This window comes from Scleromatobacter humisilvae (assembly GCF_023231945.1).
In the GTDB taxonomy this organism is placed as follows: Bacteria; Pseudomonadota; Gammaproteobacteria; order Burkholderiales; family Burkholderiaceae_C; genus Scleromatobacter; species Scleromatobacter humisilvae.
Map to the genome: position 1 here is coordinate 388,975 of NZ_JAJLJH010000001.1, position 14,960 is coordinate 403,934.

The window sequence follows — 14,960 nt, forward strand, 5'->3', positions numbered from 1 at the left end:
TCCCCGTCAGGCGCCCAGCGCCACCGATGCGGCCGGCGCGACCGGCTTGGCCAGCTCGAACTTCTGGCCGCTGGTGAGCGACGAGCCCGGCGTGCGCAGCAGGCGGTCGCCGGCAGCCACGCCCGACAGGATCACCACGTTGCCCAGGCGCGCGTCGCGCTCGCCGAGCGTGACCGGCGTCTTCACGAGCGTGTTGCCCGCCAGCTTCCACACGAAGGCCTTGTCGCCTTCCTTGACGATGGCGGCCTCGGGCAGCAGCAGCGCCTGCGAGGCGTCGGACGAGATGCGCCCTTCCGCGTACAGGCCGGCCACCTTGGGCGCGGTGCCGGGCGCGAAGTCGACGATGACCGCGACCTGGCGCGTCACCGCGTCGGCTGATGCATCGACATGGCGCACCTTGCCCGCGAAGTCGGTCTTGTCGAAGCCGTTGATGCGGAACTGCACCGCCTGGCCGGGGTGGATGTCGCCCATGCGGTCGGCCGACACCAGGCCTTCGAAGCGCATGCTGTCGGGCGCGATCACCTTGAGCAGTTCCTTGCCGACGGCGGCGGTGTCGCCGGCCGAGACCTTGCGGTCGCTGACGACGCCGTCGAACGGCGCGCGCACCTCGGTGCGCGTCATCTGCTGGCGCGCGGCGACGGTGCGCGAGTCGGCGGCCACGCGGTCGCTCTGCGCGGTGTTGCGGCGCACCTCGGCGTCGTCGAGCGCCTGCTGCGAGCTCATGCCCTCGCCCTGCAGCGTCTTCACCCGGGCGTACTGGCGTTGCGCCTGGTCCAGCGCCTGCGCCGCGGCGCGGCTGGACGCCTCGGCCGACTGCAGGCTGTCGCGGATCGCCGTGTCGTCGAGGCGCACCAGCAGGTCGCCCTTGTGCACGGCCTCGCCGTTTTCCTTGAGCACCTGCAGGACGACCGCGGAGATCTCGGCGCGCAAGTCGGCGCGGCGCTCGGGCTGGACGGAGCCGGTGATCACCGGGCCCGACGCGTGCGTCTGCAGGGCCACCGTGCGCACGTCCTCGGGCGCGATCAGCAACGCCGACGACGGCGCCGACGCCGCGTCCGCCGCGGAACGCGCACCGGACTTCTGGCAACCGGCCAGCATGCCGGCGGCGAATGCCAGGGCCACGGCGCCGGCGATCAGGGTCGTGCGGGGCGCGGTGAAGCGGCGGGACAGCGTCATCTTGGCAGGCTCCTCGGAATTCTCTTATGCGGTACCGGCGAGCCTCCGACGGGAGACTCGAAAGGCGCAAGCATATCGGCACCGAGGGCCCACCGGACCGGCGAGACGACCGACCGTCGATTTTGGGCCGTGAATCGACGAGAAGGCGTCGCGATCCGGCGACGCCTACAGCCGCGTGAAGCGGCGCTGCATCCGGCCGTCGACCTCGAGTTCGCCGAAGAACATGTCGTACGGCCGCGCCCACAACCCGGTCGCGTTGTAGAGCGGCCGGTAGATCACGAGCGGTTCCAGCGTCTCGCTGTGGCGCGCCACGCCGACGAGCTCGTACTCGCCGCCCTTGTAGTGGCGGTAGCGGCCGGGCTCGGCAGGCGGCAGCGGCGGCAGGTCGTCGCCGGCCATCACTTCTTGTCCGAGAACGTGCCGGCCGCCGACCAGTTGACCTTCGACGGATCAATCCACTTGCGGATCGCCGCGTTCACCTGGTCGACGGTCAGCGCGGCGAGCTTCGCATCCTGGTCCGCGCTCCACGCGAACGTGCGGCCCTGGTCGAGCTTGACCGCCCAGCCGCCCGCCACGGCCGCGTCGCTGGTGCGCGTGGTGGCGCGCTCGGCCAGGATGGCCTGCTTGGCCTCGGCCAGCTCGGCGGCCGTGATGCCGTTCTTGACGAAGCGCGTGAGCTCCTGGTCGAAGCCCGCCTGCACGTTGGCGCGGTTCTGCGGCGCGTAGATCGCGTAGAACTGGATGATGCCGTTGGGCTCGAACGCCGAGGCGCCGATGCCGGCGCCCACGTTGTACGAGTAGCCGTCCTTCTGGCGGATGCGCGCGTTCAGGCGCGAGCCGAACTCGCCGCCGCCCAGCACGTGCGCGGCCAGCGTCAGCGCCGGGTAGTCGGGGTCGGTGTCCTGCAGCCTGAGATTCAGCGCGCCGACGGTCATCGCGTTGGCCTTGTCCTTGAGCGGCGAGACGAGATGCTGCCCCACCACGTCGCTGACCGGGCTCTCGATGCGCGCATACGGCACCGACGACTTCCAGTCCCCGAACAGGCGTGTCACCGCGGCCCTGACCTGCACCGGATCGAAGTCGCCGACGATGGCCATGTCGGCGTGGTCGGCGCCCCAGTACGCGCGGTAGAACGCGATCGTGTCCGCCAGCTTCGTGCCCTCGGTCTCGGCGACGGCCTCGGCGACGGTCGGCGTGTAGCGCGGATCGTCCGCGGCGTAGTGCTCCTGCGCGCGCGCCAGCGCCAGGCCCGCGACGGCGCCCGGATCGTCGCTTTGCTGCTCGAGGCCCTGCACCGTCTGGCGCTTGCCCTGCTCGTACTCGTCGGGCGAGAACGACGGCTTGCGCATCGCCTCGGCCAGCAGTTCCAGCGCCGGGATCAGCGTCTCGCGCCGCGTCTTCAGCGAGGCATGGCCCTGCGCCGCGTTGCCGTTGAGTTCCCAGTCGGTCTTCAGCGCGGAGAACGCGTCGGCCAGCTGCGCGCGCGTCTTGGTCTCGGTGCCCGTCCCGATGATGATGCCGGTGCCCTCGCCCGCGCCGCGCTTGCCGCGCAGGTTGTCGAGCGCGCCGAAGTGCAGGTCGAAGCGCATCTCCACCGTGCCGCCCTTGCTCTTCTTGGGCAACAGTGCGAGCTTCATGCCGTTGGGCAGCGTGAAGACCTGGCTGCGCTTGTCGAGGCCGGCCGGGGTCGAGTCGAAGGCCTCGCCCGCGGCGACGGCCGCGCGCGGCTTGAAGTCCTTCAGCTGGGCCTCGGGATCGGTGCGGGTCGCGAACGGCGCGCGGTCGGGCGCGTCGGTCGGGATGAAGCGGCCCAGTGTGCGGTTGGAGGCTTTCAGCCACTCGTCGGCGACCTTGTTGACCTGCTCCACCGTCAGCGCGTCGACGCGATCGCGCTGCAGGAACAACAGGCGCCAGTCGCCGCCCGCGATGTATTCGGACAGCGTCACGCACAGGTCCTGCGGACTCGCGAGCAGCTGGTCGAAGCCCTTGTCGATCTGCAGTTGCGCGCGCTTGAGTTCCTCCGCGGTGATCGGCTCCGTCTTCACGCCTTCGATCGTGTCGAGGAAGATCTTCTGCGCGGCGTCGAGGTCGTCGTCCTTCTTCAGCACGGCGCCGGCATCGAAGGTACCGGGGTCGGTATGGCGTGACGGCCACGCGAACGCCTGCGTGGCCTTGCCCGACTCGACGAGGCGCTTGTGCAGGCGGCCGTTGGGCGTGTCGCCGAGCGCGTTGGCGATGACGCTGAATGCCGGCATGTCGGGGCTGGCGATCGACGGCGTGTGATACGTCACGTAGAGGTCCTTCTCGCTGCCGACGCGGCGCAGCGTGACCTCGCGCTCGCCGTCCTGCACCGGCTCGATCGTGTACGTGGGCTCGATCACGCGCGCCGGCTTGGGGATCATGGAGAAGTCCTGCGCGATCTCGGCCAGCACCCTGGCCGCGTCGAACTTGCCGGCCACGATCAGCGTCGCGTTGTCCGGCTGGTAGTACTTGCGGTAGAAGGCCTGCAGGTGCGGGATGTTGACGTTCTCGACGTCCGAGCGCGCGCCGATGGTGTCCTTGCCATACGCGTGCCACTGGAAGGCGGCCGCGTTCGTCTTCTCCATCAGGATGCGGAACGGGTTGTTCTCGCCCGACTCCATCTCGTTGCGCACGACGGTCATCTCGGAGTCGAGATCCTTCCTGATGACGTTGGCGTGCACCATGCGCTCGGCCTCGGTCTTCAACGCCCACGACAGTTGCGCCGGGTCGGACGGGAAGGTCTCGAAGTAGTTGGTGCGGTCGGCGGTGGTGCTGCCGTTGAAGTTCATGCCGCGCTTCGAGAGCTCCGTCGACACCTGCGCGATGTTCCTCGTGCTCTTGAACATCAGGTGCTCGAGCAGGTGGGCCATGCCCGTCTCGCCGTAGCCCTCCATGCGGCTGCCGACGCGGTAGGTCACGTTGACGGTGACCGTCGGCTTGGACTCGTCGGGGATCAGCAGCACCTGCAGCCCGTTGGGCAGCCGGTACTCGTGCACGCCTTCGACCTCGCGCACCTGCGCGGGCAGCCCCGCGGCCTGCGCGGGAATGGCAACCGCGGCGGCGGCGGCGAGGGCGGCGCTCAGCGCCAGCAAGCGGAAGGAGGGGTTCTTTTGCATGGGGCGCATCTTGGCATGGCTGTCGGGCGGAACGCATCTGAGCTTGCGCGAGGCTGGATGGTTCCGTCGGACTCGACGGTTCGTGCGGTCCCGCGTCGGCCATGCGATAGTTGGCTCACTCCTTCGAAGCGAGCGTCCGACCATGACCATCCTCGTCCTCGGCAGCGGCGTGATCGGCACCACGATCGCCTACTACCTGGCCAAGGCGGGCCACGACGTCACCGTCGTCGACCGCCAGGGCGCGCCCGCGCTGGAAACGAGCTTCGCCAACGCGGGCGAGGTCTCGCCGGGCTACGCGTCGCCGTGGGCCGGGCCGGGCGTGCCGGTCAAGGCGATCAAGTGGATCCTGATGAACCACAGCCCGCTGATCATCAAGCCGATGATGGAGGCCTCGATGTGGCGCTGGGGCTTCGCGATGCTGCGCAACTGCACCGAGGCGCGCTACCGGGTCAACAAGGCGCGCATGGTGCGCGTGGCCGAATACAGCCGCGATTGCCTGAAGGCGCTGCGCGCCGAGACGGGCATCGCCTACGACGACCGCGCGCAGGGCACGCTGCAGCTGTTCCGCACGCACAAGCAGCTCGATGGCGTGCACAAGGACACCGAGATCCTCGACCAGTACGGCGTGCCCTACCAGGTGCTCGACACCGCCGGCTACCTGCAATACGAGCCGGCCCTGGCCGGCGTCAAGGACAAGTTCGTCGGCGCGCTGCGCCTGCCCGGCGACGAGACGGGCGACTGCTTCCTGTTCACGCAGCGTCTCGCGAAGATGGCCGAGGCCCTCGGCGCGAAGTTCCGCTTCGGCGTCGAGATCACCGGCATCGCCAGCGACGGCAAGCGCGTCACGGGCGTCGACACGAACAGCGGTCGCCTCACGGCCGATCACGTCGTGCTCGCGCTGGGCAGCTACTCGCCCAAGTGGCTCAAGCCGCTCGGGATCGACATCCCGGTCTATCCGGTCAAGGGCTTCTCGATCACGGTGCCGATCAAGGACGCGGGCGCCGCGCCCGAGTCGACCATCATGGACGAGACGCACAAGGTGGCCGTCACGCGCCTGGGCGACCGCATCCGCGTCGGCGGCATGGCGCAGCTCTCGGGCTACGACCTGCAGCTGAACGACGCCCGCCGCAAGACGCTCGAGTTCGTGCTGACCGACCTGTTCCCCGACGCCGGCGACCTCGCCCGCACGACCTTCTGGACCGGCCTGCGCCCGATGACGCCCGACGGCACGCCCGTGATGGGCGCGACCCGGCTCGAGAACCTCACGCTGGCCACCGGCCACGGCACGCTGGGCTGGACGATGGCCGCGGGCACGGGGCGCGCGATCGCGGACTTGTTGTCCGGCAAGAAGCCGGAGATCGACTTCGACGGGCTGACGGCCGCGCGCTACGGCACCTGAGCGCGCCGCGAGTCGACTCAGTTCACGACAAGCGCGCCGACGTAGCTCAGCACCGAGAACGCGCTGGCGCCGTCGTACTGCAATTCGATCGCCTCGGCCTGCGCGCCGCTGATGGACCCCGCGCTGCCCGGCGACGTGCTGGCCGACGAGCGGTAAAGCGTATTGTTCTGCGGCGACGCGAACAGCTTCGTGCCGTCGCTCGAGGCGGCCAGCGAGCCCCAGAAGCCGAAGGGGCCGTGCGCGATCCAGGTCAGTCCGTCGTCCGTCGACACGTAGATGTGGTCGCCCGACGCGATCGCCACGAGCCGCCGGCCGTCGGCCGACGACGTGACGACCTGCCAGAACAGTGTCGGGCCGCGCGGCCGCCACGTCGCGCCGGAATCCTGCGAGACATACAGCTGGCCGTTGTTCTCCGCGGCGACGAGGCGCGTGCCGTCGGCGGACGAGGCGACCGCGGTCCAGCGGCGTGACGCGTCGCGCGGCGTCCAGGTCGCGCCGGCATCGGACGACGTGTAGATGTTGCCGCCGAACTCCACCGCGACCAGCCGCGTGCCGTCCGTCGAGGACGCCACGCTGTACCAGTTGCGGTTGGATTCCTGCGGCGTCCATGTGACGCCGCTGTCGACGGACGTGTAGATCTGGCCGCCTTCGACGACCGCCACGAGCTCGACGCCGTCGTCCGAGGACGCGACGGATTTCCAGGCGCGTGCGGCATCCTGCGGCGTCCACGTGACGCCCGAGTCCGTGGACGTGTAGACGTGCTCGCCGAACCCGACCGCGACCAGGTGCGTGCCATCGCTGGACGACGCGACCGCCGACCAGCCGCGATTCGCATCGCGGGCCGTCCAGGTCGCGCCGGAATCGGTCGACGTGTACAGCTGGCCGCCGCCGGACGCCGCGAGGAGCTTCCGGCCGTCGGACGACGACGCCAATGCATCCCAGGAATGCGTGTCCGTGGCCGATGTCCAGGCCGCGCCGATCGTCGTCGTCGCGATGCCCGCGGTGGCGATCGTCTGGCCGGCCTGTTGCGCCACCTTCCAGCCACCACCGCCGATGCCCGAGACCCGGACGACATCGCCCACGGCGAGCGTGGTCGGCAAGGTCACGGTGACCAGGCTCGCGCTGTCGGCGAGGTAGCCCGTGTTGGCCTGCGCCGTCACCGCCGAGGCGCCGACGTCGACCCAGGCCACGCCCGGGCCCGCGGGCCCGGGCGCGCCCGTTGCACCCGTGGCCCCTGTCGCGCCCGTTGCGCCAGTGGCACCCGCGGCGCCGCTCGCTCCCGGCGCGCCGTTGCACAGGAACGTGGTGGTGGTGATCTCGCCGGCGTCCAGCACGCCGCTGCGGTTGCTGTCGACGCCGGAGGCGACCTTGGAGCCGCCGTACGTGCAGTTGGCGCCCGCGGGCTCCGCCGTCACCGAGATGAGGCTGTCCAGGCCCGTGGCACCCGTGGCGCCGGCGGCACCCGTCGAGCCTGCGGCTCCGGTCGCACCGGTCGCGCCCGTGGCGCCGTTGCAGACATAGCTGGTCGACGTCACCTCGGGCGGCTGCAGCACGCCGTCGGCGTTCACGTCCTTGCCGGCGTCCAGGCGCTTGCCGCCGTTCGCGCAGTTCGCGCCGGCCGGCTCGTCGCTCATCGCGACCAGCGTCGACAGGCCATCGCTGCCCGTCGCCCCGGTCGCGCCCGCGGCGCCGACCAGCCCTGGCGCGGCGTTGCAGACGTATTGCGTGCTGGTGATCTCGTTGGACTCCAGCGCGCCGTCGTTGTCGACATCGAGGCCGGCGACGATCTTGCTGCCGCCGGCCGTGCAGTTGGATCCCGGCGCTTCAGCCAGGACCTGCACGCGGGCGTCCAGCCCCTCCAGCCCGCTCGTGCCCGCAGGCCCCGTCGCACCCGCCGGCCCGGTGGCGCCGCCACAGGCCGCGAGAAACGCCGCGAGGCCCAGCACGCCGCTGATTGAGAAGGCCCTGGCGGCCTGCCGGAAGATCGTCATGGGGCTACCGCGCTATCGACAAGTTGGTGAGGCCCTCACGCTACCGTCGAGAGGACGCACCTCATCGGCGGAGTAGCGTTGGTTTCTCGGCCATCTCGCCGGCGCGGGGCGGCGTATCGGCAGCGCGTCCGGCGTCTTGAGTGCGGCCATGTCGCTGAAACATCTTGTAACCGTGACCTATTCGACATCGCGCGGGCTTGCGACGCGTCGCGAACTGATCCGCTGAGGGGACAGCCGCCCTACGATGAAGTCGCGCTGATCAAGGGCTTCCGCCGGAGGCACGGCGCAACGAACGCCGCGGCCTCGCACCGTCGGCACCATTGTTCTGGAGGGAATTCATGTCCAAGAATCACGTTGCCGCCCCGATCATGCAGATCTCCTCGCGCGTCGTCGCGCTGGGCCTGTTCCTCGTCGTGGCCCTCGAGATGGGCGGCGTGTATGCGCTGTCGCAAGGGCCGGCCGCATCGGCCGTCGTCGCGACCGAGGACGGCGCCGCCGCCGGTGCACCCGCGAAGCCGCGCGTCGCGCGCGTCGAGATCAGCATCGTCGCCCAGGCCGACACGCCCGCCCATTGATTCAGATTCAGAGAGCGCGCGTGCCGGCCTGACGGCGCGCGCTTGCAGGGGCCGACCCGCGACGCGGGCCGGCCCTTTTTTCCTTGTGAACCGCAATCCCCGGTTGTCGGGCCGTCGAAATCGTCGCTTCGTCGCCCGGACGGCGCCAGCCGCCGGAACGCGCCTTCCCGCGCCGCCCATGCGTCTATGATCCGCCCTGAAAGCAACTCGCAGCCAAGTGGAGGCAGCCATGTCATTGATGGGATTCATCAAGAAGCAGTTCATCGACGTCATCGAGTGGCAGGAGCCCGGCGACGGCATCCTGGCATGGCGCTATCCGATGCAGGACAACGAGATCCAGAACGGCGCGCGCCTGACGGTGCGCGAGTCGCAGGCCGCGTTGTTCGTCAACGAAGGCCGCGCGGCCGACGCGTTCGGGCCCGGCCTGTACACGCTCAACACGCACACGCTGCCGCTGCTGACCAACCTGATGAACTGGGACAAGCTGTTCGCGTCCCCGTTCAAGAGCGACGTCTACTTCTTCAGCACGCGCCTGCAGGTCGACCAGCGCTGGGGCACCCCGCAGCCCGTCACGCTGCGCGACAAGGACTTCGGCGCGATCCGCATCCGCGCGTTCGGCAACTACTCGTGGCGCGTCGCCGATCCGAAGCTGTTCCAGCAGCAGGTCTCGGGCACGCGCGGCACCTACACCGTCGAGGAGATCGACGGCCAGCTGCGCGGGTTGATGCTGCAGCACCTGTCGGACGCGGTGGCCCAGAGCGGCATTCCCTTCCTCGACCTCGCCGCCAACCAGGTCGAGTTCGCCACGCAGATCAAGACCGCCGTCGCGCCCGCGTTCGCCGCGCTGGGCCTGGCGCTGGACATGGTGACGGTGCAGAACGTCTCGCTGCCCGACGAGCTGCAGAAGATCCTCGACCAGAAGATCGGCATGGGCATGGTCGGCCAGAACATGGGCGCGTTCATGCAGTACCAGACCGCGCAGTCGATCCCGAAGCTGGCCGAGGCCGCGGGCCAGGGCGGCGGCGGCATCGCCGGCGGCGCGATGGGCCTGGGCGCGGGCGTGGCCCTCGGCCAGGTGCTCGCGGGCAACATCGCCGGCGGCCTGGGCACAGGCATCGGCACGGCCGCGGCCGCCAGCGGCGAGCCGCCGCCGGTGCAGGACATCATGGCGCTGCTCGAGAAGCTGGGCGACCTGAAGGCCAAGGGCATCCTCTCCGAGGAAGAGTTCGCGGCCAAGAAGACCGAGCTGCTGAAGAAGCTGTGATCGCGCACGCCCGCGAGCGCAAGCGCGACGCCGGGGCGGCCGCCTGATGGCCACCTCGCCGCAGCGCGCCTGGCGCGCGCCCTGCCCCAACTGCGGCGCGCCGGTCGAATTCAAGTCGGCGGCGTCGGCCAGCGCGGTCTGCGGCTTCTGCCGCAGCACGCTGGTGCGCGACGGCGCCGACCTGCGCAAGATCGGCACCAGCGCCGAGGTCTTCGACGACTTCACGCCGCTGACGATCGGCGCCAGCGGCAGCTGGCAGGGCGCGAGCTTCATGCTCGTCGGCCGGCTGCAGTTCGGCACCGACGAAGGCCCGTGGAACGAGTGGCACGCGCTGTTCGACAACGGCCGCAGCGGCTGGCTGTCGGAGGACAACGGCCGCTACGTCTTCGCGTTCGACATCCCCGTGCCCGCCGGCGCGCCGCTGCCGGAGCAGCTGCAGGCCGGCGCGCCGATCACCGTCGACGGGCGGCCCTGGCGCGTCGCCTCCATCGTCCACGCGAAGCTGCTGGCCGCGCAGGGCGAGCTGATCTCGCCGCCGCCGGCGGACCGCGCGATCGTCGTCTCCGACCTGCGCAACACGGCCGACGAGGTCGGCACGCTCGAGTCCGTCGACGGCGCGCTGACGACGTGGTCGGTCGGCAAGTCGGTGCGGCTGGCCGATCTCAAGATGTCGGGGCTGCGCGAGGACGGCATCGGCGGCGCGGGCGAGAAGACGCTCAAGGTGCAGTCGCCGCCCTGCCCCAACTGCGGCGCGCCGCTGAGGATCACGCTGGCGACGTCGCAGTCGGTCGTGTGCGACAGCTGCAAGTCGGTGGTCGACCTGTCGAAGGGCATCGGCCCCGACATGGCGCACTACGCGCAGCTCAATCGCATGGAGCCGGGCATCCCGCTCGGGCGCACCGGCACGCTGCCGATCCCTAGCGGCGCGCCGGCGCTGCCGTGGCAGGTCGTCGGCTACATGGAGCGCATGGAGCTGATGTCCGGCGCGTCCGACGAGGCCGAGGCCTGGCGCGAATACCTGCTCTACAACCGCACCGAGGGCTTCGCCTTCCTCGTCGACACCAACGAGGGCTGGAGCGTCGTGCGCGTGCTCACCGGCGTGCCCGAGGTGCGCGGCGACCAGGCGACGTGGTACGGCACCCGGTATCAGCGGCGCTGGACGTACACGTCAGAGAACACCTACGTGCTGGGCGAGTTCTACTGGAAGGTGGAAGCCAGCCAGCGCACGCAGCACGAGGACTACGAGGGCTCCGCCAGCGGCCATCGCGCCTTCCTGAGCAAGGAGAGCACGCCCAGCGAGACCACGTGGTCGGCCGGCGAGTCGATCCCCGCCGCGATGGTGGCCAGCGTCTTCGGCCTCGCGCCGGCCGAGGCGGCGCAGCTGCAGCGCAGCGGACCGACCGGGCCGCCGTCGCTGGGCTCGCTGGTCGGGCCCGGGCGCATGATCTCGTGGCCGATGCTGATCGTGCTGCTGGTCGTCGTGCTGCTGCTGCTCGCCTGGTGCAGCCGCGACCCCTGCCGCAACGAACGCCGCGCGTTCGGCGCCTACAGCCAGGAATACCAGCAGTGCAAGGCGCGCGACGCCGCGGGCACGGGCGCGTACTACGGCACCGGCGGCGCCTGGGGCGGTTACTCGTCCGGCGGCGGCGGGCACAAGTAGCCGCTTCAGGCACGATGACAACATTCATTCGAAGGAGCAAGCGATGACGACACCCGAATGGCTCAGGCCCGACCTGATCGGCGGCACCATCCTCTACGCCGTGATCGGCGTGGTGGTGCTCTGGATCGCGTTCATCGTTATCGACAAGCTCACGCCGTACCACCTGTGGCACCAGCTCGTCGAGGAGAAGAACGTGGCGCTCGCGATCGTCGTGGGCGCGATGTTCATCGCGCTGGGCATGATCATCGCCGCCGCGATCCACGGTTGATGGGCCTGCGTTCCGGAGAGGCCGACGCGGCCATCGCGCCGCGCGTCGGCCCCGGCGAGCTCGCGCTGCTCGCCTCGGTGTTCGTGGTCGCTGCCTGCGGCCTGGTCTACGAGCTGTGCGCGGGCGCGCTCGCCAGCTACCTGCTCGGCGACTCGGTGCTGCAGTTCTCCACCGTGATCGGCACCTACCTGTTCGCGATGGGCCTGGGCTCGTGGGCCTCGCGCCACGTGCGCGAACAGCTGGCGACGATGTTCGTGCGCGTCGAGCTGATCGTCGGCGTCATCGGCGGCCTGATGCCGGCCGCGCTGTTCGCCGCGCACGCCACGCTGCCCGCGGCCAGCCTGATCTCGTTCAAGGTGCTGCTGTACGGGCTCGTCACGCTCGTGGGCGTCGGCGTCGGCCTCGAGATCCCCATCGTGCTGCGCCTGCTGGACAAGCACCTGAAGGGCCGCGACAGCCTGTCGACGCTGGTCTCGCAGGTGCTCACGTTCGACTACCTCGGCTCGCTGGTCGTCTCCGTCGCGTTCCCGCTGCTGCTGGTACCGCACCTGGGTATCGTGCGGTCGGGCGTGTTCTTCGGCCTGCTCAACACGCTGGTCGCGATCTGGTCGCTGTGGCTGTTCCGCGGCGACATCCCGCGCTGGCGCTGGCTCGCCGCGCAGTGCGGCGCGATCTTCGCCCTGCTGGTCGCGGCCATGGCGATGGGCGACCTGCTCACCACCTGGTCGGAGGACAGGTTCTACGGCCCCGGCGTCGTGCTGCACGAGTCGACGCCCTACCAGCGCATCGTCGTCACCGAGCAGTCCGGCACGCTGCGGCTGTTCCTCAACGGCAACCTTCAGTTCAATTCCAAGGACGAGTATCGCTACCACGAGGCGCTCGTGCATCCGGCGATGGCGGGCTACGGCGCGCCGCGGCGCGTGCTGGTGCTGGGCGGCGGCGACGGGCTGGCGATCCGCGAGATCCTGAAATACCCGTCGGTGGAACAGGTCACGCAGGTCGAGCTCGACCCGGAGATGACGCGGCTGTTCACCGACGACCCCGTGCTCGCGGCGCTCAACGAGCACTCGCTGAAGTCGCCCAGGGTGCACATCGTCAACGCCGACGCGTTCGCGTGGCTGGAGCAGCACGACGACTCGTACGACGTCATCGTGGTCGACTTCCCCGACCCGAGCAACTACGCGCTCGGCAAGCTGTACTCGACGAGCTTCTACGAGCTGGTCGACCAGCACCTGGCCGCGAGCGGATACGCCGTCGTGCAGACGACCTCGCCGCTGGTCGCGCGGCGCAGCTTCTGGACGGTGGCCACCACGCTGGAGACGGTCGGCCTGCACGTCGTGCCGTACCACGTGCACGTGCCGAGCTTCGGCGAATGGGGCTTCATCATCGCGAGCCACCGGCCGTGGGTGCTGCCGCGCGCGCTGCCCGCGGGGATGCGCTTCCTCACGCTGCCGGGGATGCAGGCGCTGCTCGACTTCCCGCCCGACATGTCGCGCGTGCCCGCGGAGCCGAATCGGCTGTCGAACCAGACGCTGGTGCGGACATTCGAAGAGGAATGGGGCAAGGTGCATGACTAGCCCTTCGCGGCGCGGGTTCCTCGGCGCCGCGCTCGCGGCCCCGGCGATCCTCGGCGGCTGCGCGAAGCCCGACGACTGGCGCACGCGGGTCGACGGCCGCTGGATCGGCGACAACGCGGTGCTGGGCCATCGCGTTCGGGACGCGGCCGCGCACCCGCCCGCGGGCGCGCGCGCGCGCCGCTGCGACGTGCTCGTGGTGGGCAGCGGCATCGCGGGGCTGTCCGCGGCGCGCGCGCTGCAGCGTGCGGGCATCGGCGACTTCGCGGTGCTCGAGCTCGAGGACGCCCCCGGCGGCAACAGCCGCGGCCATGCGATGCACGGGCTGCGCTGCCCGCTGGGCGCGCACTACCTGCCGCTGCCCGGGCCCGCGGCGTCCGACATCCAGGCCTGGCTGGTCGAGATCGGACTCGCCAAGCCGACGGCCGGCGGCCTGAAGTGGGACGAGCGCCAGCTGTGCCACAGCCCGCAGGAGCGCCTCTACTTCAACGGCCGCTGGCAGGACGGCCTGCTGCCCAACGTGCCGCGCGACTCGACGACGCAGGTGCAATACCGCCTGCTCGCGAAGGCGATCGCCGACGCCGGCCGCATCGGATTCGCGCTGCCCACCGCGCGCGCGCCGTGGACGCCCGCGCACGCCGCGCTGGATGCCCTCACCGCCGCGCAATGGCTGCACGACCAGGGCATCACCGATCCGCTGGTGCTGGCCTACCTCGACTACTGCTGCCGCGACGACTACGGCGCCGGCATCGCCACCGTGTCCGCCTGGGCGCTGGTGCACTACTTCGCGAGCCGCCACGGCTTCAGCGCGCCCGGCGACGACAGCAACGACCGCGACCCCGTGCTGACCTGGCCCGACGGCAATGCCCCGCTGATGCAGGCCCTGCGCCGCCCCTTCGCCGATCGCGTGCTGACCGGCCGCGCCGTCTTCCGCATCGACGAGGGCCTGCAGGACATCACGGCCTGGGCGTTCGCCGGCGACGAGGTCGAGCGCTGGAGCGCGCGGCACGTGATCGTCGCGACGCCGCTGTTCATCGCGACGCACGTGCTCAGTGCGCCGCCAGCGGCGCTCGTCGCGGCCGCGAAGCTGCAGCGCCGCGCGCCGTGGATGGTGGCCAACCTGCGGCTGGACGAGTTGCCGCTGGACCGCGTCGGCGCGCCGCTGTCATGGGACAACGTGATCCACGGCAGCCCGTCTCTCGGCTATGTCGACGCGCAGCACCAGAGCCTCGCGCGCGTCGTCGGCGAGCGGCTCCTGACGGCTTACTGGGCCTTCTCGGACACCGATCGCGCGCGGCTGCTCGCGATGTCGTGGCAGGACGCGACGCAGCTGATCCTCGACGACCTGCGCGTCGTGCATCCCGACCTGGCCCAGCGCCTGGTGCAGGTCGACATCGTGCGCCACGGCCACGCGATGGCCATCCCGACGCCGGGCGTGCGCTCGAGCGCGGCGCTCGCCGCCGTGCCGGACAGCGCGACGCGCCTCAGCTTCGCGCACGCCGACCTGTCGGCCTATTCGGTCTTCGAAGAGGCATTCACGCGCGGCGACACCGCGGGCCGGCGCGCCGCGCGCGCGCTGGGGCTTGCGGCTGCCTGAACACGGCCCTGGGTGTTTACGCATCGGCAACACAAGCCGACGCGATTACGGGAATCGGAACGGCATTGCGCGGAATGACGAGCTAACGAGCCGTTACATCACATGGGGAAGAAACGCGGCGTGGCCGTCGTTCTCCAGCGGTGAGACACGACACAAACGGTCACTCGGCGTGGCGACAGGCAACGGGAACGCTGATTGCCAAAAGCCACACCATGTCCGGTCAAGCGTTGTTGCGTTGCCCCACGCCGAGGAACTCCTCCGCGCGGGACGGCAAACGGTCGACGACGCCGATACCGGACGACGTATGGTCGCGTCTCCT

At 70.5% G+C, this 14,960-nt stretch carries 11 protein-coding genes; 7 read left to right on the forward strand and 4 right to left on the reverse strand.

Annotation, left to right across the window (positions count from 1 at the left end; genetic code table 11):
- Positions 1 to 6 precede the first annotated feature (6 nt).
- The 3 genes from LPC04_RS01815 to LPC04_RS01825 all read right to left on the reverse strand — a co-directional run bounded on the left by LPC04_RS01815 (position 7) and on the right by LPC04_RS01825 (position 4,313).
- Positions 7 to 1,176 carry an efflux RND transporter periplasmic adaptor subunit gene (locus LPC04_RS01815; protein ID WP_275680471.1) on the reverse strand — a complete coding sequence of 390 codons (1,170 nt, stop codon included), beginning with the start codon at positions 1,174 to 1,176 and terminating at the stop codon, positions 7 to 9.
- Between the two features lie 165 nt (positions 1,177 to 1,341).
- Complete coding sequence (locus LPC04_RS01820; protein WP_275680472.1) at positions 1,342 to 1,575, reverse strand: DUF1653 domain-containing protein; 234 nt, start codon at positions 1,573 to 1,575, stop codon at positions 1,342 to 1,344.
- Entirely contained in the window at positions 1,575 to 4,313 is a 2,739-nt protein-coding gene (locus tag LPC04_RS01825; RefSeq protein ID WP_275680473.1) for a M16 family metallopeptidase, read from the reverse strand. The genes LPC04_RS01820 and LPC04_RS01825 overlap by 1 nt, the downstream gene beginning before the upstream one ends.
- A gap of 142 nt (positions 4,314 to 4,455) precedes the next feature.
- Here LPC04_RS01825 and LPC04_RS01830 point away from each other — a divergent pair, with 142 nt between their 5' ends.
- On the forward strand, positions 4,456 to 5,712 hold the full coding sequence (locus LPC04_RS01830) for a D-amino acid dehydrogenase (protein ID WP_275680474.1): 1,257 nt from the start codon (positions 4,456 to 4,458) through the stop codon (positions 5,710 to 5,712).
- A gap of 17 nt (positions 5,713 to 5,729) precedes the next feature.
- Here the strand turns inward: LPC04_RS01830 and LPC04_RS01835 are convergent, their stop codons facing one another.
- Positions 5,730 to 7,703, reverse strand: a complete 1,974-nt coding sequence (locus tag LPC04_RS01835; protein ID WP_275680475.1) for a WD40/YVTN/BNR-like repeat-containing protein — start codon at positions 7,701 to 7,703, stop codon at positions 5,730 to 5,732.
- 338 nt (positions 7,704 to 8,041) lie between these two features.
- Here LPC04_RS01835 and LPC04_RS01840 point away from each other — a divergent pair, with 338 nt between their 5' ends.
- From LPC04_RS01840 to LPC04_RS01865, 6 genes are all read left to right on the forward strand, one after another.
- On the forward strand, positions 8,042 to 8,278 hold the full coding sequence (locus tag LPC04_RS01840; protein WP_275680476.1) for a hypothetical protein: 237 nt from the start codon (positions 8,042 to 8,044) through the stop codon (positions 8,276 to 8,278).
- Between the two features lie 229 nt (positions 8,279 to 8,507).
- Positions 8,508 to 9,542 carry an SPFH domain-containing protein gene (locus LPC04_RS01845; protein ID WP_275680477.1) on the forward strand — a complete coding sequence of 345 codons (1,035 nt, stop codon included), beginning with the start codon at positions 8,508 to 8,510 and terminating at the stop codon, positions 9,540 to 9,542.
- Positions 9,543 to 9,588: 46 nt separating this feature from the next.
- A complete protein-coding gene (locus LPC04_RS01850) occupies positions 9,589 to 11,202 on the forward strand; it encodes a DUF4178 domain-containing protein (RefSeq protein WP_275680478.1) in 1,614 nt (537 codons plus the stop codon).
- Positions 11,203 to 11,245: 43 nt separating this feature from the next.
- Entirely contained in the window at positions 11,246 to 11,470 is a 225-nt protein-coding gene (locus tag LPC04_RS01855) for a DUF350 domain-containing protein (protein ID WP_275680479.1), read from the forward strand.
- The gene (locus tag LPC04_RS01860) at positions 11,470 to 13,047 is read left to right on the forward strand and encodes a polyamine aminopropyltransferase (protein WP_275680480.1); all 1,578 of its coding nucleotides are present in this window, start codon (positions 11,470 to 11,472) and stop codon (positions 13,045 to 13,047) included. The genes LPC04_RS01855 and LPC04_RS01860 overlap by 1 nt, the downstream gene beginning before the upstream one ends.
- Positions 13,040 to 14,641 (forward strand): FAD-dependent oxidoreductase, encoded by a 1,602-nt coding sequence (locus LPC04_RS01865; RefSeq protein ID WP_275680481.1) that lies wholly within the window; start codon positions 13,040 to 13,042, stop codon positions 14,639 to 14,641. The genes LPC04_RS01860 and LPC04_RS01865 overlap by 8 nt, the downstream gene beginning before the upstream one ends.
- Positions 14,642 to 14,960 lie beyond the last annotated feature (319 nt).